This window comes from Endobacterium cereale (genome assembly GCF_009617585.1).
Lineage (GTDB): Bacteria > Pseudomonadota > Alphaproteobacteria > Rhizobiales > Rhizobiaceae > Neorhizobium > Neorhizobium cereale.
Genome location: NZ_WIXI01000045.1, coordinates 309,168 through 330,804, shown reverse-complemented (window position 1 = coordinate 330,804; position 21,637 = coordinate 309,168). Strand labels below are relative to the sequence as shown.

Sequence of the window (21,637 nt, the reverse complement as noted above, 5' to 3'; positions counted from 1 at the left end):
TGATGGCACCCAAAAATGGCAATGCGAGACATTGTCTGCTGCTGCCATCGTGCGACAAGTTTCAGTTCGGTCGCGCCCCGCAAGCCACAATCGCCCCCGCCAGCGCCTCCATGTCCTTCCCTCGCCCACTCGATCGCCGCCAGATCAGCCCGATCCGCCGTGATGGCATCGGTTCCGCAAAGGGGACGATGCGCAGGTCGTTGCGCGCCGCTTCGGTGGCGATCGCCATTTCCGGGATCAGCGTCATGCCCATGTCGTGCGAGACCATCTGCAGAAGCGTGGTCATCGAGGTGGCGCCAAAATTGACGAGGCTACGTTTTCCGGCCGTGCCACAGACGGCCAGCGCCTGATCGCGCAGGCAATGGCCTTCCTCCAGCAGCAGAAGCCGCTCGGCGTCCACCTGCGTTTCCGTCAAGGGAGAGGTCAGCACATCGCTGTCATTATTGGCCATGGCCATGAAAAACCGGTCGGCAAACAGCGGCAGGCTTTCCAGCCCGTCGCCGTCGATCGGCAAAGCCGCAATCACCGCGTCGATGCGGCCTTCGCTCAGGTCGGCGACCAGCCGGTCGGTGACGGCCTCACGCAATTCGATCTCGACCTCGGGATAGGTTTTGCGCAGATGCGGTACCAAAGCCGGCACGAGATAAGGGGCAACCGTCGGAATGATGCCGATCCGTGTCAGCCCCTGCAGCACACCGCCGCCATCACGCGAAAATTCTTCCAGCCCTGCCACATCCTCAAGAATACGGCGCACTCGCTGCAGCACGGCTTCGCCCTTCGGCGTCAGAAGCACGCCGGAACGATGGCGCTCTACGAGAAGGACGCCGAGATGGTCTTCCATCTCCATGATCTGCGCCGACAGAGCCGGCTGGCTGACATTGACCATCGCCGCCGCCTTGCCGAAGTGGCGGGCAGCAGCCAGCGCTTCAAAGTAGCGCATCTGGCGCAATGTCAGCATGATAGATTTTTCCGATCTCAGTTGATGTTCACGATTGGAAAATATCGTGAGCGATTAACCGGCGCAACTGTTCACTGGTAGATCGGGAAGGCTGTCACCAGCCCGGCATCACCTGCGCCATGCGTGGCCGCACCAGCCGTGTCACCGTCTTCATGTCGCCATCCACATCGTCCGAAACGGGGGCGGGCGAGATGTTGTCGAGACAGGCGGTGATGTGGTCGGTAATGGCATGCAGCAGAGAAGGCGACAGGCCGGGGCGCTTCATCAGGCCGATCTGCACCGGCGGCAGCGGCGGGAAACCGTCGGCTGCGGTCAGCACTTTCATGCCGGTGCGCAGTGCCGATTCCGGCAGGACGGAGACGGCAAGGCCGGTCAGCACGGCAGCGGCAACCACGGTCGCCGACCAGCTGGTGAACAGGACCTGATAATCGCGGCCATCGGCATCGAGCGCCGAACAAGCAAGTTGCCGCCACAGGCAGTCCCGCCGCCCGACCGCCAGCGGCACCGGCGCATCGTCCTTCAGCGGATGGTTGGCGGAGCCGACCCAGCACAGCGGTTCGGTGCGCACCACGTCGGAGACGCGCAGGCGCGGATTGTGGGTGACAAGCGCGATATCCAGCTCGCCGCGTGACATCTTTTCGGCAAGGCTCGGCGAGGGTTCGCAGACGATGTAAAGCTCGACATTCGGATGCGTCTTGGCAAATCGGCCGATGATTTCCGGCATGTAGCGGTCGGCATAATCGTCCGGCGTGCCGATGCGCAACATGCCCTCCAGCCGGTTGTCGTCGAAGGCGGCCATGGCCTCGTTGCTGAGGCGGATGATGCGTCGCGCGTAATTCAAAAGCTTGTCGCCTTCGGCGGTCAGCTTGTTGCCGCGCCCGTCCTTCATGAACAGCTGCTTGCCCACCCGTTCTTCCAGCCGACGCATCTGCATGGAAACCGCCGATTGCGTCTTGAACACCCGGTCCGCCGCCTTGGTGAAGCTGCCAGTGTCAACGATGGCGACAAAGGTGTGCAACTGGTCGATATCGAGCGGGGCGGACATGGGTGTGATCCATCAGGTTGGTTGATGATAACCATTAGAAACATTCGTTGGACTGATCAATAGTGATCTCGCATAACGAAACGCAATTCCAGAGCAACAACGCTTCGAAAGAGCGAAGTTCCCCTGACCGCTTGCCGGCCGTTTACAGCGTCGGAGCGGTCTTTCCCGTGCCTGACGAGAGGATAAGGCCATGCGCACGAATGAACGGATGACAGAACTTGGATTGGTTGGCGTAACCCGCGGCACCACGTTTCTTGGCCGTCTGAACGTGCGTTTTGCCAGCCTGTGGCGCGCCTTGAAAAATCGCGCCGCGCTCAATCCCTTGCTGGATTTCGACGATCAGCAACTGAGCGACCTCGGTTTGACACGCAGCGATGTCGAGCGGGCGCTCACCCAGTCCGGCGTGCTGGACGATCCCTATCGCCTTCTTTCCGCAGCAAGACAGCGCGGCCGTCGCGCCTATCTTCTGTCGCTGGAAAGATAAGTCAGAGTTTTCCCCGCAGGGTCATGCCAATAGCCCTGCCTCTTGCCCGGCCCGGTCCGCCCCGTGCCGGGCTTTTTCGTGTCTAAGGCTTTTCGGCAGGACCGAGATAATGGTCGAAGATCGCTTCCATGTTTTTCTGGTAGCTCTTCTGAACTTCAAGCCCGCTTTCGAACATGCTGATGAGCGCATCGACAAGTGGACTGGATAACGGCGTGGGCAATTGCGGTTTTTCCGGCCCTTCCAGTCCCCACATGGCCCGCATCGCCTGGGCATAAAGGTTGTCGAAGGCGGACTGGAAGGCTTCATTGCCGCTTGTCGTCGCCTTTGAGGCGGCCTGGCCGAACCCCATGATCTTCATCCAGTTCTGACTGATCGCCGCCATCGGATAGATCTCCGTATCGCCCAACTGACCGGTTGCCTGCTTGAACAGCCCGCCCATCATCGTGCCGGCGATCACCGGCAGCATGCGTTTGAGAACGTCCTGTCCGATGCCGGTAAACTGTTCGGCCTGTGCGGCAACGGCACGGGAAACTTCCTTGGAACCGAACAGGTGTTCGAGCACGACATTGCCGTCCGCCTTGCCCTGATCGCTAAAAGCCTTGCCGATGTTGTCGAAATACTTGCCGTAAGTGCCGGAAAACATCGCCGATATCAGCGGGCCGAGATCGTAGGGATTGGCGGTCGTGCGTTTCAGGCCGGACGAAAAGGCCGGCATCAATGCCTCGATCGCGTGTTCCGCTTGGCTCTGCGCCAGGCCGAACTGCTTTGCCAGCGCCTCGGTCACGGCACCATTCTGCGCCTTCAGCATCATCTCGAACAATGGCAGCATGTGCCACGACCTCCCCAACACATCTGCCGCGTCCCTGCGCCTATCGCGCTTCTGGACATGCAGCGTTTTGATCTCCCGCATCCGCCTGTCGAAAATCGAGAAGATTTTCGAGGCGATGCGAAAGATTATATCGGGAAAGATTTTGCGCGAAGCTTGGTTCCGAAATCGCGCAATAAGTGTTGCAAGATTTAGTACTGGTACTGTTCGAAAACAGGATCGACGCTGTTCAGCCAGCTGCCATTGTAAAGCGTCAGCAGTTCCTGGGCGAGCGTTGCCTTGTTCTTGAGGATGCCGTCCAGCGGTGCCAGATAGACACTCTCATCCGCGCCTTCCGCATTACGAAAATCACGGGCTTTCAGGCCGGCAGAAGAGATGTCGAGAATATCGCGGGCGACATCGAAGAGCGGCATGCCGCGCAGTTCTGCTGAAAGGCCGACCGTCGGCACGGCATCGCGCATCGACTGCACGTCCTCGAAAGTCCAGTTCGCCGTCATCGCCTCGGCGGCATCGAATGCCGCGTCATCATAAAGCAGGCCGACCCAGAAGGCCGGCAGCGCACAGATATGCGACAGCGGGCCACCATCGGCACCACGCATTTCAAGGTAACGCTTCAGGCGCACATCGGGGAAGAGCGTGGAAAGGTGGTTGGTCCAGTCGCCGAGCGTCGGCTCCCATTCCGCGATCTTGCCCTTCAGCGCGCCGTCCATGAACTGGCGGAAGGTAATGTCGGTGCAGTCGCGGTAACGGCCATCACGGACGATGAAATACATCGGCACGTCGAGCGCCCATTCCACGTAACTGTCGAAACCGAAACCTGGCTCGAAGGCGGCGCGCAACAGGCCGGAGCGCGCATTGTCGGTATCGCCCCAGATATTGCCGCGCCATGAGAGAAAACCGTTCGGGCGGTTTTCGGTAAAGGGCGAGGCGGCAAACAGCGCTGTTGCTAGCGGTTGCAGCTTCATCGACAGCGACAGTTTTCGCGCCATGTCGGTTTCGGAGGCGAAGTCCAGGTTCACCTGGATAGTGCAGGTGCGGTACATCATGTCGAGACCGCGTGTGCCGACCTTCGGCATGTAGCGGGTCATGATGTCATAGCGCGATTTTGGCATGCGCGGGGTTTCCGCCAGAGACCATTTCGGGCTGCCGCCGATGCCGAGGAAACGGATGCCCATCGGGTCGGCCACTTCCTTGAGGGCGGCCAGATGGTGTTCGGTCTCGGTCCTGGTTTCGTGCAGCGTCTCCAGCGGCGCGCCGGAAAGCTCGAATTGACCGCCCGGCTCGATCGAGATCGCGCCCATGCCGCTGGTATCGGAAAGGCCGATAATGTTGCCGGCATCGGTGATCGGCTCCCAGCCAAGCTTGTCCTGCATGCCCTTGAGAAGCGCGGAAATGCTGGCCTCGCCCTCGTAGGGAACGGGCGCGAGATTACTGGTGAAGAAGCCGAATTTTTCATGTTCCGTGCCAAGGCGAAACTTGTCCTTGGGCTTGGCGCCGCCAGCCAGATAGGCCGACAGTTCGGACACCGAAGTGAGGGGCGTATGATCGGTGGTGTCACGTGCCATTTAAAGTACCTTTTGGAGTGCCGTTTTGTCTCACGAACGTCCGGCTGCTTGAACCGCTTTCATGTGCGGTGCAAGTGAATTTGTTTCAACGAGCCTTCAGAAAATCAGGTAGTTGTGTGTCAAATCTGCCGCTGTGGCTTTACTGCCAGTCGCCAATGCTTGCCTGAATGACGGTTAAGGCTGCCACGGCCGCCGTATCTGCCCTCAGGATGCGAGGCCCGAGTGGGATCGCTGTGACGAAAGGAAGGCTCCGCAAAACCTGCCTTTCCTCATCGGAAAAGCCGCCTTCCGGTCCCACCAGCAGCGCCAGTTTGGTTTCCTTGATGGCGGAAAGGATCGGCAGCGGGTTCTGTCCCTGGTCGCCTTCGTCGCAAAAGATAATACGCCGATCCGCCGGCCAGTTCTCCAGAAGTTCGCCAAGTTTTTTAGGGGGTGTTACTTCAGGGATCGACAATATGCCGCACTGTTCGGCGGCCTCGATGACATTCGCAGCCAGCCGGTCCATGCTGTTGATCTTGCCCTGCACGTGCTGGGTCATGACAGGCTGCAGCAGGCCGGCGCCCATTTCCACCGCCTTCTGCACCAGATAATCCAGCCGTCCGGTCTTCAAGGGTGCGAACAGGTAGTGCAGGTCGGAAGCTTGCGGCTGCGGCCGTGTCTGCTCCACGGGCTCAAGCAGCAGTTTCTTGCGGCTGGGGAAGGTGAGGCGCGCCCGCCACTCGCCATCGCGGCCGTTGAAGATCAGCACCTCGGCATCCGCCACCATCCGCAGCACGTTGACGAGATAGTTGAACTGTTCCGATGTCGCCTCGATCGCAGTGCCTGAGGTGATGTCGTTTTCAACAAAAAGCCGCTGCATCCGGAAATTGGCGCGCATGATTTCAAAATCCCGTTTTGGCGATCAAAGGAAGATCGCGAACATGATCAGGCTCATAACGACCGAAAGGGCTGCTGCGCAAGGAAGCGTGATCGTCCATGCGGCAATGATGCTCAAGAAATGCGAGCGGCGTACCAGATATCGGTGACGAAACTCGTCGTCGTTACGCTCGATCGGTTCCGCCGCATCGGGTTCTTCGCCGGCGCGCACGCGCAGATATTCGTAACGCCTGCGGGAGTGGCGCGTGTACCATTCGCGAAAGAAACCGACACCGAAAACCGCGCCGACAGCAATATGGGTGGAGGACACCGGCACACCGATCCATGCCGCGGTCATCACCGTCATCGCAGTCGACAACGAGACACAATAAGCCCGCATCGGGTTAAGTTTGGTGATTTCCGAACCCACGAGCTTGACCAGTTTCGGGCCGTAAAGCACAAGCCCGAGCGAAATGCCGAGGCCGCCGATTACAAGTGCCCACATCGGCACCTGCACCTGACCGATAACACCATGGCGTGAGGCTGACACAATCGCTGCCAGTGGGCCGATGGCATTCGACACGTCATTGGCGCCATGCGCAAACGACATCAGCGCTGCGGCAAAAACCAACGGAATGCGAAACAGTTTTCGAAGCGACTGGTTGCGGTTCTCAAGTCCCTCCGCCTGTCTGGCGATGACAGGGATCAGCAGCCGCCATGAGATCAGTCCGGTGCCTACCGTGACGAGGGTCGCGTTCAGCGTCGAAACCTCGATCAACTGCCCCAGCCCCACCAGCGCAAGGTAACCGGCAAAGGTGCCGGTCATGATACCGATCAGCACCGGCACCCAGCGTTTCGCCCCGGCGATCTTGTCGCTGCGGTAGATGATGGTTTGCTTGATGAAATACAGAAAGGCAGCCGCGAACACGGCGCCCAGTAGCGGCGATATCATCCAGCTCAGGGTAATGCCGCCCACCGTCGTCCAGTCGATGGCGGAAATCCCGGCCGCAGCAATGCCAGAGCCCATCACGCTGCCGACGATCGAATGGGTGGTGGAGATCGGCCAGCCCAGCCAGGTGGCGATATTGATGAAAAGCGCGGCGGAAAGAAGGGCGGCCATCATCGCCCAGATCAATACGTCCGGGCCGGTGATCACGCCTTCGCGCATGATGCCGTTGGCTATCGTGTTTGCCACATGGCCACCACCGATCACTGCGCCGGCGATTTCGAAGACGGCCGCCAGCGCAAGGCCGAAACCCATGGTCATGGCGCGGGCACCGACCGCCGCGCCGATATTGTTGGTCACATCATTGGCGCCGATGTTCATCGCCATGTAGCCGGCAATCGCGGCCGCGCAAACGACGAGAATGACATCGCTACGCCCGGTGGCGAAGCTGCCGGCCATCGCCGCCATCAGCACCAGAAAGATCAATGCCGCGCCATGAATGGCGAAGCCACGCGTCAGGTAACGCGAGGCTTCCTCGATCGTCGAGATTTTGGCGAGATCCTTGTCCAGCGTAGGTTTCGCCAGACGGGGTCTGTTGGCGGACATTCCTGTTCATCCTGATGGGCAAAGCGCTCTCTTCCTGAGGCGCTACCGGTGGCTATCGAACGCAACCGATGCCGGCACCGTTCCATTGGCATCTGCGTGGGGATTAATTCAGGCTTCGGCCGTTTTTGTGATGGTCATCGGTGCGGAAGCGTTGTTGGTGTTGGAATGCATCCCTCCGCCAAACTGCATGAACAGGACTTTCAGTTCCGGCTCGTTGACGCGGTTGGCCGCTTCTTCGCAATTGACCCACTCGTATTTGCGGCTGCCCTTTTCGGGAAAGCTTTTCAGCATGTCCTCGACTTCGAGCGCGTGCACCTGCACGATGACCGGCACTTTCATGCCGTTGGACAGCGTTTTGCGGTAGTGGAAATAACCGAGGGGATCCTTCGAAACCTTGCCCTTCACGCCCGCCTCTTCATAAGCCTCGCGTTCGGCAACGGCATGCGCCTTCTTGCCTTCCATCGGCCAGCCCTTGGGGATCACCCAACGGCCCGTATCACGGCTGGTCATCACCAGCACTTCCAGTTGACCCGCCTGCTTCTTGCGAACGCGATAACACAGGGCCGCATATTGCTGTCGCGGCGGGCGCTTCAGCATCAGACGGACATTGGCGGTAACGCGGTCGATAAAGCCCAATTTCTGCGAATCTCCTAGTTTATATGATTCTAATATAGAATTTGCCTGTCACAATCGAGAGTATATCTCCTTCGGGTAAAGGAGAATCACATGCTCTCTCGTTGATTCGAGTGATTGTGATTAACGGTTTTAAAGCGTCAAGCGGCGCTTTGCACAGCTGTTCACTTATCCATACATTACGTCTGAATCTGTTCTTAATACGACGGAAATGTCGGATTTTGCCTTGCTGTATGACAGTTTTGAGATTTGGCTGTCAGCTTTGGCGCAGAGCGGGAGGCCCGGCAGCGTTTTCACGCTGACGGGCCGGTGGATTTAACCACCAAAAATGGTTCGGAAAATATCAACGCCACGATCCCTGAAGGCGACGTCGCCCGGCTTCGAGCCCGGGCCGATGACGACAACCTTGGCGCCAACGGCGGCGCGGGCATAGAGATGCTCGACATCCTTGTTCATCAGGCGGATGCAGCCCGACGACAGGTTGAGGCCGATCGACCATGGCTGATTGGTGCCGTGAATGCGGAAGATGGTATCTCGGCCGCCCTTGTAGAGATACATGGCGCGGGCGCCGAGCGGGTTTTCCGGGCCGCCCTTCATGACGACCGGTAGGTTGATGCCGCGGCGGGCTTCGCGGGCACGCATTTCGGCCGGCGGCGTCCATGTCGGCCACTCGGCCTTGCGACCGATCTTTACTTCGCCCGACCAGCCAAAACCTTCGCGGCCGACACCAATGCCGTAACGCGTCGCGCGGTTCTTGCCTTCAACGAGGTAGAGGAACTTGTTGTTGGTATCGACGATGATCGTGCCGGGCGCTTCATTGGTGGCGAAGCGCACCATGCGACGCTTGAACTTTTCCGGAACCGGCTTGTTGCGCACCGAAGGCGCGACATCGCTTGCCGTGGTCTGCGGCTGGCGCGACTGCGCGCTCGCCTGCGTGACCGGCAATGCCAGCGACATGCTCAAACCCATCGCCGCGATGGCGAACAACACTTTACTCGACTTCATCGAGACCCCCTTCAATATAAAAAACCGGGACAAGATGTCCCGGCCTACTGATCACGGCAAGATCAGGCATGACAAATGTGAGGAACCAAACAGCATTATACGCCTGCCATCGTGTCTATCTTGTCACAATCATGCGGGCAAAATACCGGATTACATAAGCTTGCTCAGATGACGATGACGCGTGTGCCGACATCGACGAGACCATAAAGGTCGGTCACATCCTCGTTGCGCATGCGGATGCAGCCGGAGGAAACGGCGCTGCCGATCGTCCATGGCGCGTTGGTGCCGTGGATGCGATAGAGCGTCGAGCCGAGATAAAGCGCACGCGCGCCAAGTGGGTTTTCCGGCCCGCCGTCCATGCGCGCCGGCAGGTAATGGCCCTTGGCGGCTTCACGGCTGATCATTTCCTGCGGCGGGATCCATGTCGGCCATTCGGCCTTGCGGGTCACCTTGTGTTCGCCGGCCCATTCGAAACCCGGCTTGCCGACGCCCACGCCGTAGCGTTTGGCCTGACCGCCGTCCATCACGAGATACAGGAAGCGGTTATTGGTATCGATGACGATCGTGCCGGCCGGGTATTTCGTCTCGTAGGAAACCATCTGTGGCAGGAATTGTGGCTCGATCCTGCCCTGAATGACCGGCAGATTGGGGCGGCGCATGGACACCTGTTGCGCACCCTGCTGCTGACGCGTTGGACGTGCATCGCGCGAAGGGGCTGGCGGAAAACCGTATTGACGGGCCTGCTGGCTGCGACGGGGCTGTGCCTGCGGGCGATAATATTGGGGCTGGCCGTATTGCTGCTGGGGAGCGGCGGTACGGTAACGCGGTGCAGCCTGACGCGGGGCTTCACCCAACTGCATCAGCCATGGCGCGGTCAGGTCGGGGCTGACGACGACCGGCGGGCGCTCGCGGTAGCGATCCTGCGCGTTCGCCGGGGCAAAGGACAAGGTGGTGGCAAGGCCGAGGGCCAGAAGACCCAAAAATCTGGCGGAAGGCAGGTTCTTCTTCATCGTCATCGGCTCCAACGCTTTTCACTGGCCGATTGCGGGAATTCTTCTTCCGCTTCCGGCTTTGATCTTGCGGAACCTTGGTCGCCAATTCACAAGCGAATGGTAAATTTGATCTCGGTTGAAGATATCACCGCGCGTAAAGCTTTCAGCAGGGTTACCGGGTGGTTGGAAGACGTGGTTGACGTGTTATGAATGCCGCCGAAATCGCGTTAACGGGCAGGAAGAACGGGCATGACGGGCATTATCGAGGGGCCGGACGGAAAATTTCGCTGCGCCTGGCATGGTGGGCTGGAGGACTACCGGCGTTATCATGACGAGGAATGGGGGCACCCCGTCACCAACGATTTTCGCCTGTTCGAAAAGATCTGCCTTGAAGGGTTTCAGTCCGGCCTTTCCTGGCTGACGATCCTGCGCAAGCGTGAGAATTTTCGTGCGGCCTTCGCCGGTTTCGATTTCGACAAGGTGGCGCTGTTCGGTGAGGACGATATCGCCCGCTGCCTTGCCGATGCCGGTATCATCCGCCACCGTGGCAAGATCGTTTCGACGATCAACAATGCCCGCCGCGCCATAACCTTGCGGGACGAGTTCGGTTCGCTGGCCAGATTTTTCTGGTCCTATGAGCCGCAGGGCCATGAACGCCCTGATGTGATGGATCTGGAGACGTTGCGCGCCAACCCGACCACGCCGGTTTCCACGCGCCTGTCAAAAGACCTGAAGAAACGCGGCTGGACCTTTGTCGGGCCGACCACCGTCTATGCCTTCATGCAGGCCATGGGCATGGTCAACGACCATCTGGAAGGGTGTTTCTGCCAGCCGGAAATCGATCGCCTGCGGAAAGATTTCAAGCGCCCGTGATCGCCTCGAGAATGTCCGGCAATTCGCCAAGATGTGCGATCTGGCGAAAGCGCGGCGCGTCCTGCGGCGGTTCCACCTGTTCCAGAACCCAGGTCAGTTCATGCGGCACGAACACGCCGTAAGCACCGGCGGCAATGGCCGGCACGATATCCGATTTCAGCGAGTTGCCGATCATCATCGCCCGTTCCGGCCCGTCCGCCACGCGTGAAAAGACGCGGCGATAGGTGGTGGCGGTCTTCTCCGAAACGATCTCGACGGCATCGAAAAAATCGCCAAGTCCCGATTGTGCCAGCTTGCGCTCCTGATCGAACAGATCGCCCTTGGTGATCAGCACCAGCATGTAATGGCCGGACAAGGCCTCAAGCGTCTCGCGCACATGCGGAAGAGTTTCCACCGGGTGCCGCAACATTTCGCGGCCGACATCGAGAATATCGCCGATCGTGCGCGCCTCGACCTTGCCATCGGTGATCTCGATCGCGGTTTCGATCATCGACAACATGAAACCCTTGATGCCGTAACCGTAGAAATCGAGATTACGTTTTTCCGCTTCCAGAAGTTTTTCGGAGACGATCTCGTGCTCGGCAAACTCTTTGAGCAGACCGGTAAAATGGCTTTCGGTCGATCGAAAGAACTGTTCGTTCTGCCATAGCGTATCGTCGGCATCGAAGCCGATCGCGGTAATCGGGCGCATCGTCATGACAAAAATCCTCCAGCCGGAATATGGGCAGACGCGGAAAATCCGGCAAGTCGGAAAGTTTTTAGAGAAGATCGGGGCGAAGTTTTGATGCCTCGCCCCGGCTGCTTCGCTGGCTTACTTGGCGTGCGCCTTCAGCCATGCCTTCATGTCGGCGATCTCGGCCGTCTGTGCCGATATCACCGCTTCCGCCAGTTTGCGGATTTCCGGGTCCTTGCCGTATTCGAGTTGCACCCTGGCCATGGCAATCGCGCCTTCATGATGCGGGATCATGCTCGCCACGAAATCCACATCGGCATCGCCGGTAAGTTCGATCGCCATATCCTTGTGCATGGTGTCATTGGCCTGCCAAAAGGCCTGCGAGGAGGGCGTTTTCGCCGCGTCGCCCTGCTGCGCCATCGGTCCATGATGGGCGCTGTGATCCTGTGCTGCGAGCGGCGTGGCGGCAACCAGCGCGAGAACAATGCAGGCGCCAAAGAGTTTCGGAGACATGGTTTATCCTTCCGTGTCCGAGAATAGGTTGAGTTCGAGTGTAGGCTTGAAACTCAGGCTCGGGGAGGCGGAAGATTGAGGGCGGGTGCATGCGGCACCAGTTCCGATGCCGGTGAAGGGGCAGGATAGGAAAAGGCGATACGGCTCAGTGGCTGGAAGGCCTGATCGGGCAAAATGACAAGGCAGGCGGCGCAGAACGGCGTGACGCAGCCTTGTGCACCATGCGGGCAGGGTTTTGCGCTTTTGCCGGAATGGTTCGCATGATCCGTCACCATGGCCGACATGTCATGACTGTCGTGGTCATGCACCATCGCGGCCATCTCCATTGACGGCACGGCAACCGTGCCCATCGGCGTGGCCCATACGGGCATGGCTGCATAAAGCAGGCAGGCAATGGCCATCAATGTTGCGGCGAAGCGGTTCATGACCGTCAACCTATCCACGGATTGTGGCAAAGCAATCTACGGTGCGGCGATCAGACGGAAAATCGCGACAAGGCGGATGTGGCAATCACGTCATGCACGACCTGATAATCCCGGCTCTCCTCGCCAAATGGCGCGACGGGCCACGACCAGGATTGCGCGGCAGGCGGCGGTGTGATGCCGCACAGAAGGTCCGTGTCTTCCAGCACCGCGCCGCTGCGTTCGCTTACCCGATAGCGCGTATCGGTCAGCAGTGCCACTGTGCAGGGCAGGCCGGCAAGACCATTGATATGCGCAGAGATCAGTTTTGGCACGACCTCGGTCGCGTCACCGCTTTTGTCCGTCTCAAGCCTGCGGGTCGCGCCGACACCGATCTGCGAAAGGATGTTGGCGGAGATGACGAGGTCGAGATACGGCACCTGCCGCAGGAAAGAGAGCGGCTCCGTTTCCCGTCCAGCCAGCACATCGTCGAGCCCGGAAAGATCGCGTGAGATCAGTCGAACATTTCGCGGCCTTTTGGCCGAGAGCCACAGCCTGACGCTCGCGAGATGGACGAGATCGACCAGCACCACCGTATCGAAAGTCTTGCTGAGAAACGCCAGCGGCACATCCCGCAGCAGGCCGGACCCCAGAACCACGACGGTGCGACGCTCCTTCATTCCGGATACGGTCTCGCGGACAAAGGTCTGGCACTGCGCCTCATGCGTCGCCCAGTCTTTTGCGCAACGCCCGGCGCGCGCCCACAGATTGACCGAGGAGCGGATGAACGGGCGAAATGGTTTGGGCGTGACCGGATAGGTCGCCGCGTATTGCAGGGCTTCGAGGATCATGGGTTAGCGGTAGATTTCACGGCGATGCCGCTGTCAATCGTGATGATCCTTCAAGGCAGTCACTCTATCCCATCGCGCGGCACTCTTCGCCAGCGCTCGCCCTTGCCGCCCAAGGCTTGATCCTCTAAGAAACCGCACAATAATCCGGTCTTTCCCGAAGGCCCGCAGGCAATGGATATCCGATCATGAGCGACAAGCAGAAGAAGCCCCAGAAACTCAAAGCCCGCCTGCCGCGCGGTTTTGTCGATCGCTCGGCCGCCGATATCCATGCCACCAACGAGATGACGGCAAAGATCCGTGAAGTTTACGAGCGTTACGGTTTCGATCCGGTCGAAACGCCGCTGTTCGAATATACCGATGCACTCGGCAAATTCCTGCCCGACAGCGACCGCCCCAACGAAGGCGTGTTTTCGCTGCAGGACGATGACGACCAGTGGATGTCGCTGCGTTATGATCTGACCGCGCCGCTTGCCCGCCACGTCGCGGAAAATTTCAACGAGATCCAGCTGCCGTTCCGCACCTATCGCGCTGGTTACGTGTTCCGCAATGAAAAGCCGGGTCCGGGCCGTTTCCGCCAGTTCATGCAGTTCGATGCCGATACGGTTGGCGCGCCAGGCGTGCAGGCCGATGCCGAAATGTGCATGATGATGGCCGACACGATGGAAGCGCTCGGCATCAAGCGCGGCGATTACGTGATCCGGGTGAACAACCGCAAGGTTTTGGATGGCGTCATGGAAGCCATCGGTCTGGGTGGTGACGACAAGGCCGGCCAGCGTCTGAACGTGCTGCGCGCCATCGACAAGCTCGACAAGTTCGGCCCGGAAGGCGTGACGCTGCTGCTCGGCGAAGGCCGCAAGGATGAATCGGGTGACTTCACCAAGGGCGCCGGCCTGAACGCTGAGCAGATCGAAAAGGTCCTGTTCTTCGTCGGCATCAAGGATTACGCGGAAAGTGCCGCCCAGCTCGCTGAACTGGTTGCCGGCACCGCCAATGGCGGCGAAGGCGTCGATGAGCTGAACACGATTGGCGCGTTGGCAACCAGCGCCGGTTACGGCTCTGACCGCGTCAAGATCGATCCTTCGGTCGTGCGCGGCCTCGAATATTACACCGGCCCCGTTTTTGAAGCCGAACTTACCTTCGACGTCACCAATGAAAAGGGCGAAAAGGTCGTCTTCGGCTCTGTCGGCGGTGGCGGCCGTTATGATGGTCTCGTCTCGCGTTTCATGGGCCAGCCGGTTCCGGCCACGGGCTTTTCTATCGGTGTCTCGCGTCTGATGACGGCGCTGAAAAACCTCGGCAAGCTCGGTCAGGATGACGTCGTTGCTCCGGTCCTCGTCACCGTCATGGATGGCGATGTGGACAGCATGGGCCGTTACCAGCGGTTTACGCAGGCACTGCGCGCCGAAGGCATCCGCGCCGAAATGTATCAGGGCAACTGGAAGAAGTTCGGCAACCAGCTGAAATATGCCGACCGTCGCGGCTGCCCGATCGCCATCATTCAGGGTGGTGACGAGCGCGCGGAAGGCGTGGTGCAGATTAAGGACCTGATCGAAGGCAAGCGCCTCTCCGGCGAGATCGAGGATAACGCTTCGTGGCGTGAAGCCCGCGTTGCGCAGGAAACCGTTGCCGAGGCCGATCTGGTCGCCAAGGTGAAGGAAATCCTCGCCGCACAGGCGGAAGATCGCGAGCACCGGTAAGGATCAAACCCGTGACGGCAGGCGAAGCAGACTTGCCCTGGGGCCGTTTCGCCTCGCCCGTCAGGATCGAGCATTTCTGCAAGTTCGGGGATCGCGGGACCGACGGGGCGTTCGGCTTCAGCTACAATTACCTCGACTATTTCTTTCTCGATGAAAACGGCGAGGAAAAGTATATGGCGCGCAGCTATCTCGACGAGATCGGGACGGTCTCTGTCAAGCGGTCAATGGCGGAACTGGCGTCTCCGGCGATGGAGGCCATCCTCTGCTATCTGGCTCTGCGCTTTTCGCGCATTCTGGCTCTGGGCGGCGAGGGGTATCGCGAACTGGATGGCCCGATTGCCGCATCCGTCGAAAAACGGGTGGAGGACTTTCTTTCCAATTCCGAAGAAACCGCCTAACCGATTTTACCCCGTGCCGCGCATACATCGGGCCGACGCGATCCATATGACAAAAAAGGCATGGACATCGTTGACTCCGGCGGCAAAGGGTGGTGTTCGCAGTGTGCCGATACACGACGTGTCGCGAAGAATACGAATTGCATAGGCCGGATCCCAGATGCCTCTGATCAACATGCCCGAATTTTCGGGCCGTCTGCTCGATGAATTTGCCGCTCGTGGCACGGCGCGCATCGATACGCCGGTCATCCAGCCGGCTGCACCGTTTCTCGACATGGCCGGCGAAGACCTGCGTCGCCGTATCTTTCTCACCGAAAGCGAAACCGGCGAGAGCCTGTGCCTGCGTCCGGAATTCACCATTCCCGTCTGCCTGCGCCATATCGAAAGCGCCACCGGCACGCCGCGCCGTTACGGTTATCTCGGCGAAGTGTTTCGCCAGCGCCGTGAAGGGGATAACGAGTTTTATCAGGCCGGTATCGAAGACCTAGGCGAAACCAATATCGCCTCGGCCGATGCCCGTGCCGTCAACGATGCTGTGCAGATCCTCGAAAGCCTGATCCCCGGCCGCAAGCTGGATATCACGCTCGGCGATCAGGCGGTGTTCGAAGCCGTGGTCAAGGCATTGGGCCTGCCCGGTGGCTGGCAGAAGCGCCTGATCCAGTCGTTCGGCAACAATGCGCATTTGGCGCAATTGCTGATGACGCTGGCAAGCCCGCAAACCCCGTCCGGCCTGTCGCCGCAGCTTTCCGAGCTGTTGGCCAAGGATGATGCGGCCCTGATTGCTCATATCGATCAGACGATGCAGGATACCGGCTATTCCACCAATGCCAGCCGTTCGCCGCGCGAAATTGCGGCCCGGCTGAAGGAAAAGCAGTCGCTGACACAAACCCGTTTGGATGGCTCGGCGCTGGCGCTTCTGACCGAATTCCTGTCCTTGGAAATACCGCTGTCGCAGGCACCGGCAGCACTGGCCGGTTTTGCCGATGCGGCGGGTCTGGCGCTCGGTGCAGCGCTGGTCACCTTCGAGGCGCGCACGGCGGCCATGGCCGATCTCGGCGTCGATCTCGACAAGGTTACGTATCGCGCCGCCTTCGGACGTCCGCTCGATTATTACACCGGCCTTGTGTTCGAGGTCAGCCGCGACAATGCGGTTCTGGCTGGCGGCGGCCGTTTCGACCGGCTGATGACGCTGCTCGGCGCCAATGAAGACATTCCGGCCGTGGGCTTTTCGCTCTGGCTTGACCGGATCGAACAGGCGAGGGCGCGCTGATGTCCATCATTACGATCGCACTGCCCTCCAAGGGCCGCATGAAGGAAGATGCGTCCGCTATTTTCGAACGCGCCGGCCTGCCGATTGTTGCCGTCGGCAATGAACGCTCCTATCGCGGCCGCATCGAAGGCCATGACGATATCGAGATCGCCTTCCTGTCTGCCTCGGAAATCGCCCGCGAAATCGGGGCTGGTACGGTCGATTTCGGCGTCACCGGCGAAGATTTGATCCGCGAAGGCCTGATCGATGCCGACGCCAAGATGGAGATCGCTGCCCGCCTCGGTTTCGGCCATGCGGATGTCGTGGTCGCCGTGCCGGAAATCTGGCTCGACGTCGATACGATGGCCGACCTTGGCGATGTCGCCGCCGACTTTCGCGCCCGCCACGGTCGCCGTTTGCAGATCGCCACCAAATACTGGCGGCTGACGCAGCAGCATTTTTCTTCGCAACACGGCATCCAGCTCTATCGCATCGTCGAAAGCCTCGGTGCCACCGAAGGTGCGCCGGCTGCGGGTCAGGCGGATATCATCGTCGATATCACCTCCACCGGCTCGACGCTGAAGGCCAACCATCTGAAAATCCTGTCGGATGGCGTGATCCTGAAATCGCAAGCCTGTCTGGTTCGCGCCCGCAAGAGCGAACACGAAAACGACCCACGCGTGAAGCGGATCGTCGAAGCGGTTCGTTCCGTTTTCTGATGGTGTCATTCTAATGGCTGGCGAAGACGCCGATATCATCGATCTCTATGAGCGGCATGCGCTGGGTTTCGACCAGTTGCGCGGCCGCACCCTGTTCGAAAAACCCTGGCTGGATCGTTTTCGGGCGCTGATGCCGGCGCGCGGCCATGTGCTCGATCTCGGTTGTGGGAGTGCAGAGCCGATTGCGGGGCACCTCATCCGTGACGGTTTTCGCCTCACCGGTGTCGACAGTTCGAAAACGCTGATCGGTCTGGCACGCGAACGTTTTCCAGGCGTCGCCTGGTATGAAGCGGACATGCGCCAGTTCTATATCCCGACCAAGTTCGACGGGATCATCGCCTGGCACAGCTTTTTCCATCTGAACCCGGATGACCAGCGGGAAATGTTCCGCCGTTTCGCGGTCATGACCGCGCCGGGGGGCGCGCTAATGTTCACGTCGGGCCATTTCGAAGGCGTTGCGATGGGCGAGTTCGGCGGTGAGCCGCTCTATCATGCTTCGCTTTCGGGTCGCGATTATGCGGAACTTCTGGGCAAGAACCGTTTTGAACTGGTGGGCCATCAAGCGCAGGATCCGCAATGCGGCGGCGCTACCGTCTGGCTCGCCCGTCGGCGAAACGCCTGAAATCAGACGCTTTTGCAAACAAATGCCCGCCGGATGACAATCCGGCGGGCTGATCTGTTCGGGCAGGGAATGAGGGAATATTACCCTGCGATTGCGACAGAACCGCGGCGGGCATCGAGCGAGTAGAGGCCCGGGCCGAATGTGGCGAGCAGGATATAGGCGCCGGTCAGCGTAAAGTTCTTCTGTAGCATGATGCCGTTTAGGGCGTTGATCCAGCCAAGGGCGGCATCCGGCCAGCCGGGAACGGCAACCGTACCCGAGTGGAACATGACGCCGGTGAAGATGCAGAAGACTGCAAGCGCCCAGCCGACGATGCGGGTCTGGAAGCCGACGAGAACGGCAAGGCCGGTCACGAATTCAAACAGGCCGGCGAGATAGGCAAGCGCGGTTGCTGCCGGCAGGCCGGCACCGGTGATCATGCCGGCTGTGGCGGACGGATCGGTCAGCTTGCCGAAGCCGGCAGTGATGAAGATGTAAGACAGTAGGATGCGGGCAACCAGAATGATGATGTTGCCGGTCTGCGTATTGGCGGACATTTTTGGGTCTCCAGATCGCGGCCATTGGTGGCGGCGTTTGTTTCTCTGGAGCCTTATGTGCGCCATCTTTTTCGTCTTCGATAGATGAACGAAAGTTGACGGATTGTCGTCAATTAATGAACATCACGTCGCCGTGAGAATCCGCTTCATGAACGGAACCTTCATCAGGGGTTCAGGGTTGAAGCGCCACTTTGGTTTCATCGAGAAAAGAAGATTCAAAGCGAAGAACATCGCGCGATCAAGGAGGATACCCATGAAAAAGATCATCATCAGCGCTCTCGCCCTGCTGACCATCACCTTTGCGGCCGCGCCGATGGCGCAGGCTCAAAGCTACCGCAGCGAAGCGCGTGAATCGCGCCAGGATTATCGTATTCACCGCAGCGCGCGCCGTGGCGACCTGACGCCGCGCGAATATCGTAACCTGCAGCGCCAGCAGCACCGCATCGATCGCGCCAAGCGCTCCGCTGCCCGCGATGGCCGTATAACCCGCAGCGAACACCGCCGGATCGAGCGCATGCAGGATCGTGCCAACCGCAATATCTACCGCAAGAGCCATAACGGTCGCGGTTATTACTGATCCGCGCTGACACGACAGGAATACAGCCGCCCGGTTCCGAAAGGACCCGGGCGTTTTTTGTCAGATTTCCTCGATCCGCCGCGCATCCGCCGGCAGCACCGAAAGCTCGCGCCAGTCGATCTCTTCCAGCAGAAAATTGTACTCCTCGACATTCACCAGATGTTTGGAGCGCAAATATTCGAGCTTTTCCCGCTGGGCGGCGATCGCCTTCAATGCCAGCTTGCGATAGGCATTGAGTGATTGTTCTGCCGTTTCGTCGGACACGGCCGTACGCTCTATGGAAAATTTGCTGCGCAGGAGTTCGGCTTCCGGCCCGGTTATATCCTTGAGCCGCGAGAGGCCTGCCTGAGCGATCTTTCCGCGCAGATGAATCATCTCGCCATGGCCCGCCTCACGCCGATCAAGGTTCAGCCAGCGAATGATCGGCGTCAGCGTCAGGCCCTGAACGACAAGTGTCGCCAGCACCACGGCAAAGGCGGTCAGCACCACGATATCCCGCTGAGGAAAATCAGCGGGCAGGGCGAATGCCGTTGCAAGCGTCACCAGTCCGCGCATACCACACCACCCGGCCAGCAGGGATTGCGTCACCGTTGCCGGTTCCGGCTCGCCGCGACGCACCACGAACCAGGCATGGATGCGGTTGAAGCCGAAGCAAATGACAAGGCGCACGACCACCACAACCGCGATCACGACAAGCGCAAAGCCGATGGCCTGGCCGAGATGCCCGGCTTCCATTTCCCGCACGATGTCGCGCACCTGCATGCCCATCAGCAGAAACGCCATGACATTGAGCACGAAGACGACCACTGTCCATACCGCATAGGATTGTACCCGCATGCGGGTGGAAGAGCGGCCGGGCGAGCTGCGCGCCATGGCCATTGCGAAGGTGACGATGGCAAGGACGGCTGACAGTTCCAGCCGTTCGGCGATGATCCAGAGCAGAAACGTCTGCACGAATTGCAGCACGATGCCGCCGAGCGTGCCGGCCACGAAACGGCGCAGCCGCTGTGCTGCCCAGGCCGCCGCCAGACCAAGCGCGATGCCGCCCGGCACCGCAAGGCCAAGGTGCAAGGCCACCTCGCGATCGACCCCTCCGGCCGACTGGATGGCGAGCGCCGCATCGAAGATCAGAAGTGCGGCAGCATCGTTGAACAGGCTCTCGCCGCGCAGGATCGTGTCGGTGTCGCGCGGGATCGTCATCGATGACAGCACCGCCGTGGCCGCTGCCGCATCCGGCGGGGCCACTATGGCACCCAGTACGAGGGCCGCAGCAAAAGGCAGGCCGGCGAAAGCCCAGCCGATCCAGGCCACGCAGGCGGCGGTGACGATGACGCCGCCGATCGCAAAGACAAGAAGCGGTAGCCAGAAACGTTTCGCTGTGCCGACCGGAAAATCGAAGGCCGCATCCATGAGCGCAGGGGCGATGAACAGGGCGAGCGCCACATGCGGATCGAGGGCAATATAGGGCATGCCCGGTACCAGCGCGACAGCGGCTCCCGCGATGGCGAGCATGGAAGGATAAGGGACGCCGAGCCGCCGGGAAAACTGCAAAAGCACGACGGCGACGAGCAGAAGGATAAGCAGGCTTTCAAAAAAGCTCATGCGGGGATCCTGACGGCAAATAGGGCAATGTGGCGGGGCGGATGCGGCATCGTGATAGACGTCAGATAGGCCGGATCGGCTGCTTGGCCAGCGCGCTCAGTCGTCAAACAGCCTGAAGGCCCAGTTGGTCTTTGCTGCCGTGACGGACATGGCAACGACATCGAATGGCCTCGCAAAGCCTGCCGACGTGTCTGCAAGGATCAGCGAAAGCCGCTTTTCCGATGCGAAGTCTCCGTCAGTGTGCCGGCGCTCATCTGGTTGCCAGTGTCGCCAAAACTGTTTTCACCGCAGCAGATCATCTGCGGCCCAGCGCACCGTTTTTCCCAGCGCGGCAGCATCGATATCCGCCAGCGGCACGAAACGCGACCTGCCATCCTTCACCACCAGCACGCCCTCGTAATTGCGCAGGCCGATCACGGTTTCGCAAGGCAGTGCTTCTCCAGATTTCAGCACGAGTGCGGCCTGACATTCCGTGCTCTCGTCCGTCATCGCCCGGCCAAACAGGTCGGCGCCCGTCCAGCCGATGGCAAACCACAGGGCCATGAGCGCAATGCGGCCAAGAGCGCCGAGCGGCAGGAACAGCGGACCGCAATACAACACGATCGCCGCCATCAGAACGGCGGCAAAGCCATGGCCTCCGAATGCGAACCATGCGGGCAGGAAGAACAGGGCAGGGGCAACGAGGAGCGTGATCAGCATCTTGTCGAGATCGCGCAGCCGGTGAAACACATGGCCCGGCGTCTTCCGTCCCGTCTCCGGTTCGAGCCCCACGGTTTTCACCGAAAGCTGGTCCCAGAACAGCAGAAAGACCAGTGCCAGCCCAGTCCGCTTCAGCGTCAGCCAACTCACGACGGCGTTTTCCACAAGCACGTCGCGGTTCTCCGGCATGGGGCGAAGGGAGCCGATAATGCCGACATGCATGCCTGCCACGAAGGCGATCGCGCATAAAAACACCAGCCACAGCGCAAACCGCGAGGGTGTCGAGCGGGTCACTGTCGGGTTTGCTGCCGTCAT

The 21,637-nt window shown here is 60.0% G+C and carries 25 protein-coding genes; 8 read left to right on the top strand and 17 right to left on the bottom strand.

The window, feature by feature from the left end; translation table 11 throughout:
• Nucleotides 1-61: 61 nt before the first annotated feature.
• Complete coding sequence (locus GAO09_RS17070; RefSeq protein WP_153355202.1) at nt 62-958, bottom strand: hydrogen peroxide-inducible genes activator; 897 nt, start codon at nt 956-958, stop codon at nt 62-64.
• Between the two features lie 94 nt (nt 959-1,052).
• Nucleotides 1,053-2,003: a LysR substrate-binding domain-containing protein gene (locus GAO09_RS17065; RefSeq protein WP_153355201.1), complete on the bottom strand. Its 951-nt coding sequence runs from the start codon at nt 2,001-2,003 to the stop codon at nt 1,053-1,055.
• Nucleotides 2,004-2,193: 190 nt separating this feature from the next.
• Here GAO09_RS17065 and GAO09_RS17060 point away from each other — a divergent pair, with 190 nt between their 5' ends.
• Nucleotides 2,194-2,487, top strand: coding sequence for a YjiS-like domain-containing protein (locus GAO09_RS17060; RefSeq protein WP_153355200.1), 294 nt, complete (start codon nt 2,194-2,196; stop codon nt 2,485-2,487).
• Between the two features lie 82 nt (nt 2,488-2,569).
• On the opposite strand, the gene GAO09_RS17055 is transcribed toward GAO09_RS17060, so the two are convergent.
• The 7 genes from GAO09_RS17055 to GAO09_RS17025 all read right to left on the bottom strand — a co-directional run bounded on the left by GAO09_RS17055 (nt 2,570) and on the right by GAO09_RS17025 (nt 9,933).
• The gene (locus GAO09_RS17055) at nt 2,570-3,316 is read right to left on the bottom strand and encodes a DUF937 domain-containing protein (protein WP_153355199.1); all 747 of its coding nucleotides are present in this window, start codon (nt 3,314-3,316) and stop codon (nt 2,570-2,572) included.
• 188 nt (nt 3,317-3,504) lie between these two features.
• On the bottom strand, nt 3,505-4,878 hold the full coding sequence (locus GAO09_RS17050) for a glutamate--cysteine ligase (RefSeq protein WP_153355198.1): 1,374 nt from the start codon (nt 4,876-4,878) through the stop codon (nt 3,505-3,507).
• Nucleotides 4,879-5,017: 139 nt separating this feature from the next.
• Nucleotides 5,018-5,755, bottom strand: coding sequence for a 16S rRNA (uracil(1498)-N(3))-methyltransferase (locus GAO09_RS17045; RefSeq protein ID WP_153355197.1), 738 nt, complete (start codon nt 5,753-5,755; stop codon nt 5,018-5,020).
• A 24-nt stretch (nt 5,756-5,779) separates the two neighbouring features.
• Nucleotides 5,780-7,285, bottom strand: a complete 1,506-nt coding sequence (locus GAO09_RS17040; RefSeq protein WP_153355196.1) for an inorganic phosphate transporter — start codon at nt 7,283-7,285, stop codon at nt 5,780-5,782.
• A 108-nt stretch (nt 7,286-7,393) separates the two neighbouring features.
• Nucleotides 7,394-7,921: an NUDIX hydrolase gene (locus GAO09_RS17035; protein WP_153355195.1), complete on the bottom strand. Its 528-nt coding sequence runs from the start codon at nt 7,919-7,921 to the stop codon at nt 7,394-7,396.
• A 312-nt stretch (nt 7,922-8,233) separates the two neighbouring features.
• The gene (locus tag GAO09_RS17030) at nt 8,234-8,923 is read right to left on the bottom strand and encodes a L,D-transpeptidase (protein WP_153355194.1); all 690 of its coding nucleotides are present in this window, start codon (nt 8,921-8,923) and stop codon (nt 8,234-8,236) included.
• A gap of 164 nt (nt 8,924-9,087) precedes the next feature.
• Complete coding sequence (locus tag GAO09_RS17025; protein ID WP_153355193.1) at nt 9,088-9,933, bottom strand: L,D-transpeptidase; 846 nt, start codon at nt 9,931-9,933, stop codon at nt 9,088-9,090.
• 231 nt (nt 9,934-10,164) lie between these two features.
• Between GAO09_RS17025 and GAO09_RS17020 the strand changes: the two genes are divergently transcribed.
• Nucleotides 10,165-10,788, top strand: a complete 624-nt coding sequence (locus tag GAO09_RS17020; protein ID WP_153355192.1) for a DNA-3-methyladenine glycosylase I — start codon at nt 10,165-10,167, stop codon at nt 10,786-10,788.
• On the opposite strand, the gene GAO09_RS17015 is transcribed toward GAO09_RS17020, so the two are convergent.
• The 4 genes from GAO09_RS17015 to GAO09_RS17000 form a co-directional block, all read right to left on the bottom strand.
• On the bottom strand, nt 10,775-11,485 hold the full coding sequence (locus GAO09_RS17015) for an HAD family hydrolase (protein ID WP_153355191.1): 711 nt from the start codon (nt 11,483-11,485) through the stop codon (nt 10,775-10,777). The genes GAO09_RS17020 and GAO09_RS17015 overlap by 14 nt on opposite strands.
• A gap of 114 nt (nt 11,486-11,599) precedes the next feature.
• On the bottom strand, nt 11,600-11,974 hold the full coding sequence (gene copM / locus GAO09_RS17010; RefSeq protein WP_153355190.1) for a CopM family metallochaperone: 375 nt from the start codon (nt 11,972-11,974) through the stop codon (nt 11,600-11,602).
• Nucleotides 11,975-12,027: 53 nt separating this feature from the next.
• The gene (locus tag GAO09_RS17005; protein WP_153355189.1) at nt 12,028-12,399 is read right to left on the bottom strand and encodes a hypothetical protein; all 372 of its coding nucleotides are present in this window, start codon (nt 12,397-12,399) and stop codon (nt 12,028-12,030) included.
• Between the two features lie 50 nt (nt 12,400-12,449).
• Nucleotides 12,450-13,226, bottom strand: a complete 777-nt coding sequence (locus tag GAO09_RS17000) for a hypothetical protein (RefSeq protein ID WP_153355188.1) — start codon at nt 13,224-13,226, stop codon at nt 12,450-12,452.
• 185 nt (nt 13,227-13,411) lie between these two features.
• Here GAO09_RS17000 and hisS point away from each other — a divergent pair, with 185 nt between their 5' ends.
• From hisS to GAO09_RS16975, 5 genes are all read left to right on the top strand, one after another.
• Nucleotides 13,412-14,923 carry a histidine--tRNA ligase gene (gene hisS, locus GAO09_RS16995; protein WP_153355187.1) on the top strand — a complete coding sequence of 504 codons (1,512 nt, stop codon included), beginning with the start codon at nt 13,412-13,414 and terminating at the stop codon, nt 14,921-14,923.
• Between the two features lie 11 nt (nt 14,924-14,934).
• Nucleotides 14,935-15,321, top strand: a complete 387-nt coding sequence (locus GAO09_RS16990; RefSeq protein ID WP_153355186.1) for a hypothetical protein — start codon at nt 14,935-14,937, stop codon at nt 15,319-15,321.
• Nucleotides 15,322-15,478: 157 nt separating this feature from the next.
• Nucleotides 15,479-16,588 carry an ATP phosphoribosyltransferase regulatory subunit gene (locus GAO09_RS16985; protein WP_153355185.1) on the top strand — a complete coding sequence of 370 codons (1,110 nt, stop codon included), beginning with the start codon at nt 15,479-15,481 and terminating at the stop codon, nt 16,586-16,588.
• A complete protein-coding gene (gene hisG, locus GAO09_RS16980) occupies nt 16,588-17,286 on the top strand; it encodes an ATP phosphoribosyltransferase (protein ID WP_153355184.1) in 699 nt (232 codons plus the stop codon). Before GAO09_RS16985 ends, hisG begins: the two co-directional genes overlap by 1 nt.
• 13 nt (nt 17,287-17,299) lie before the next feature.
• Nucleotides 17,300-17,908, top strand: a complete 609-nt coding sequence (locus GAO09_RS16975) for a class I SAM-dependent methyltransferase (RefSeq protein WP_153355183.1) — start codon at nt 17,300-17,302, stop codon at nt 17,906-17,908.
• An 80-nt stretch (nt 17,909-17,988) separates the two neighbouring features.
• On the opposite strand, the gene GAO09_RS16970 is transcribed toward GAO09_RS16975, so the two are convergent.
• The gene (locus GAO09_RS16970; RefSeq protein ID WP_153355182.1) at nt 17,989-18,444 is read right to left on the bottom strand and encodes a DoxX family protein; all 456 of its coding nucleotides are present in this window, start codon (nt 18,442-18,444) and stop codon (nt 17,989-17,991) included.
• Nucleotides 18,445-18,567: 123 nt separating this feature from the next.
• Nucleotides 18,568-18,699, bottom strand: coding sequence for a hypothetical protein (locus GAO09_RS30260; protein WP_274379769.1), 132 nt, complete (start codon nt 18,697-18,699; stop codon nt 18,568-18,570).
• Here GAO09_RS30260 and GAO09_RS16965 point away from each other — a divergent pair.
• Complete coding sequence (locus GAO09_RS16965) at nt 18,698-19,021, top strand: hypothetical protein (protein ID WP_153355181.1); 324 nt, start codon at nt 18,698-18,700, stop codon at nt 19,019-19,021. The two genes, GAO09_RS30260 and GAO09_RS16965, sit on opposite strands and share 2 nt — an antisense overlap.
• A gap of 60 nt (nt 19,022-19,081) precedes the next feature.
• On the opposite strand, the gene GAO09_RS16960 is transcribed toward GAO09_RS16965, so the two are convergent.
• Both GAO09_RS16960 and GAO09_RS16955 read right to left on the bottom strand, forming a co-directional pair.
• Complete coding sequence (locus GAO09_RS16960; protein ID WP_153355180.1) at nt 19,082-20,623, bottom strand: cation:proton antiporter; 1,542 nt, start codon at nt 20,621-20,623, stop codon at nt 19,082-19,084.
• Between the two features lie 282 nt (nt 20,624-20,905).
• On the bottom strand, nt 20,906-21,637 hold the full coding sequence (locus GAO09_RS16955) for a hypothetical protein (protein ID WP_153355179.1): 732 nt from the start codon (nt 21,635-21,637) through the stop codon (nt 20,906-20,908).